General features: G+C 26.9%; 4 protein-coding genes. All 4 read right to left on the bottom strand.

The genetic code is table 11. From position 1 onward, the window contains the following. Window positions 1-41: 41 nt before the first annotated feature. Window positions 42-977 carry a TRM11 family SAM-dependent methyltransferase gene (locus HMPREF0202_RS01200; protein WP_023051642.1) on the bottom strand — a complete coding sequence of 312 codons (936 nt, stop codon included), beginning with the start codon at window positions 975-977 and terminating at the stop codon, window positions 42-44. 210 nt (window positions 978-1,187) lie between these two features. After that, window positions 1,188-2,063, bottom strand: coding sequence for a DMT family transporter (locus tag HMPREF0202_RS01195; RefSeq protein ID WP_023051641.1), 876 nt, complete (start codon window positions 2,061-2,063; stop codon window positions 1,188-1,190). Window positions 2,064-2,087: 24 nt separating this feature from the next. Then, window positions 2,088-2,387 carry a penicillin-binding transpeptidase domain-containing protein gene (locus HMPREF0202_RS15580; RefSeq protein ID WP_084537603.1) on the bottom strand — a complete coding sequence of 100 codons (300 nt, stop codon included), beginning with the start codon at window positions 2,385-2,387 and terminating at the stop codon, window positions 2,088-2,090. Beyond that, entirely contained in the window at window positions 2,378-2,893 is a 516-nt protein-coding gene (locus tag HMPREF0202_RS15575; protein ID WP_023051639.1) for a penicillin-binding transpeptidase domain-containing protein, read from the bottom strand. The genes HMPREF0202_RS15580 and HMPREF0202_RS15575 overlap by 10 nt, the downstream gene beginning before the upstream one ends. Window positions 2,894-2,943 lie beyond the last annotated feature (50 nt).

The raw sequence follows: 2,943 nt of genomic DNA, 5'->3' as shown, positions 1-2,943 counted from the left end.
ATTTAATTTATTTTTTTAATATTTTAATAATAAATAAAAAATTATTCAGCGACCACTATAAATCTTTTAAATCTTCCCTTTGTAACAACACACCTATCAATTATTTTAAATCCAGCCTTAGCTATCATTGAATCATGTTCTTCAAAAGAGATTAAAATTATTTTATTTGAAATTCTTCGAGCGGTATTAATTATATCTTGTTGTTCATCTTCAGAAGTATGACTAAAAAGACCATAGGGAATATCAATTATAGAACTATCATACTTCTTTTTTATGTTGTGCATATCGTCATTTACAACGATGGGTTGAAATCCATAAAATTCTAAATTAATATTTGCATTTTTAGCAATATGTTTATTAATTTCATAACCCTCTATCTGATAACCAGCATCTAGTGCTTCAACTATTGTAGTTCCAACTCCACAACAAGGGTCTATAATAGTCTTTTCCTTTAAACCATTGTTAGCAATATTAACAACAGCTTTAGCAACTTTAACACCTAATGAATTAGAATAAGAACAAGGTTTATTATCATGAGCATGCCATTCATAGTTATTTTTATTATCGATACCAAACAACCATTTACCGTCAACTTTAGTTACACCAAAATTAAATTCAGGATTTTTAAAATTGTGAGTACCTATAATATTCATAGAAAGTTTTTTTATTAAATCTAATCTTTCTTCATAAGAAATATTATTGTTATTATTTAATCTTACATACTCTAGTTTAAAATTATCATAAACTGTTGTATCTTTATTTATTTCAGCTAAAAGTTCTTCTATAGTATCTTTCTCGTGGATAATATCTAGACGAGTCTTTATAAAAGGGCTATTAGATGGATTAAATTCTATATTTGAAAATAAAGTTTTTTCATCGGGTATTTTTCCAAAAACAGCTCTCATTTCCAATAGACAAAGTTCTTCTTCAAATGTTGGATAATTGACTATATACATATACTTTAAAATTTGGTTCATATTTCACATTCCTTCTAAATTTATTTTTATCTTCTTCAAATCCTTAATAATTATATTTAAAATTTGTTTTGTTAAATAGATACAAATATTTTATTCTAATTACCACAGTTAGTCCATAAATATTTTACTTAAAAATGAAATTAAATAAAATTATAAGATTAAAAAAAGTCCAGTATTTACTGAACTTTTTTTCAATCATAAAGATAGTTATTATTTTGCTTTTAAAATAGATTTTTTATAAATTTTCATTTCGTTTGTAAGGGTAAATAGAAGAATCAGTCCACCACCTAATAATTGAGTTTGAGTTATAGATTCTCCCATCCACAAAATAGATATTAAAATTGCAAAAAGTGGATCTAAATAACTAAGTACTGATACTTCTTGTCCACTTAATTCTGAGAGTGATGAAAAATATAAAACATATACTATTCCAGTATGCACTATTCCAACAATAAGAAGATTTATTAATCCTAGATTATCAAGCTGTGATATATGAAATCCTTCAGTACCAAAAACATAAGGGAATAGAACCATAACTGCTGCAGCAAGTTGAAAGATAGTTCTTGTTATTCCGTCGATGCCTTTCATAGATTTATTTAATAAAATTACTGTAGCATAAAGAACGGCTGCTCCTAGGCCAAATAGAATTCCAGTCATATCACTTTTTCCACCACTGCTAACTCCTATTATAAGTATCAGACCTATTGTAGATCCTATAAAACATATTATTTGTTTAAGAGTAAGTTTTTCTCTAAAAAAGAGAGTACTCATTATAACAACGACAACAGGAGCAAAGTAATAACAAAGGGTTGCTAGAGCGATACTTGTGTAGTTGTAGGCTTCAAAAAGTAATATCCAGTTAAACCCCATCGCTCCTCCAGAAAAAAATAATTTCCAAAGATTATTTTTAATAGTAGAAACTTGAGAAATTTTTTTATTGAACAATATAAATACTGCAAGAACCATTAGAGCTATAATGGCTCTATATAAAGCTATTTCACTGGAAACAAGGCCTATATTTTTAATAAAAGGTCCTAAGGTTCCAAAGGTTATCATTGTAATAATTATTTTCAATTTAGCATTCACTGTTTACCCCCATTTTTTCATTTTTTAAATATTTAATTCGTTTTTTAAAATATCAATAGCTATTTCTTGTCGTTGAGGAAGCTGTGAAGAATCTTTAATATCCATATTTAAGGCAAAAATATAAAGTTTTTCCTTTTGTTCAACCCAACCTACAAACCACCCTAAGGTAGGATTCATATTTTTATTTAAGTTTCTTGTCGCCCAACCTGTTTTACCATACAATGTCCAATCATCACCAGTATCCAATTTAATAATTTCTACAACAGAGTCTTGGATATTTTTTGAATAATTAAGTTCACGTTTAGCTAGTTTTTCTAAAAAAATATCTGTTCAATAGCACTTATTTTTAATGGACCTCTTAGCCAAAAAGTTGTAAGATTCTTTCCAATATTTTTATTACCATAATCCATTTTAGAAATATTCTCTTGCATTCTAACTACTCCAATTTTTTGAGCTAACTGTTGATATGCAGGTAAGTGAGATAATTTCATAGCTTCTCTAAGAGATACATCTTTTTCCCATGATTTATTCCATAACTTATTTCCATTATGTTTATAAGCAATGGTATCTACATCTTTAACTACTCCTAAAGAAAGGCCTATTAGAGTATTTGGAATTTTAAAAGTAGAAGCAGGTTGGTATTGAGTAAATGCACGAGTTTCGTTATGTCCAATCAAAGTTTCATTTTGAACATCATAAAGAACAAAAGTACCGTTGATATTATTTTTTTTTAAAAAATTTGAAATTCTATTATTTTCTTCAAATTCAGCTCCATAGAGTGGATTTAATAATAGAATTAAAATTCCACCTATAAGATAAATATATTTCATAAAACTCTCCTTTAAATATTTTTTAGATTAATTATTCTATTTTTCTCTGT

The sequence above is a fragment of the Cetobacterium somerae ATCC BAA-474 genome (assembly GCF_000479045.1).
GTDB lineage: Bacteria > Fusobacteriota > Fusobacteriia > Fusobacteriales > Fusobacteriaceae > Cetobacterium_A > Cetobacterium_A somerae.
Note: the sequence above shows the minus strand (reverse complement) of the source record. Positions and strands in the feature narration are given on the sequence as shown.

What these genes read in the sequence shown, in the direction of transcription:
- HMPREF0202_RS01200 (WP_023051642.1), bottom strand. Translation starts at nt 977, where the DNA reads ATGAACCAAATTTTAAAGTATATGTATATAGTCAATTATCCAACATTT.
- HMPREF0202_RS15575 (WP_023051639.1), bottom strand. Translation starts at nt 2,893, where the DNA reads ATGAAATATATTTATCTTATAGGTGGAATTTTAATTCTATTATTAAAT.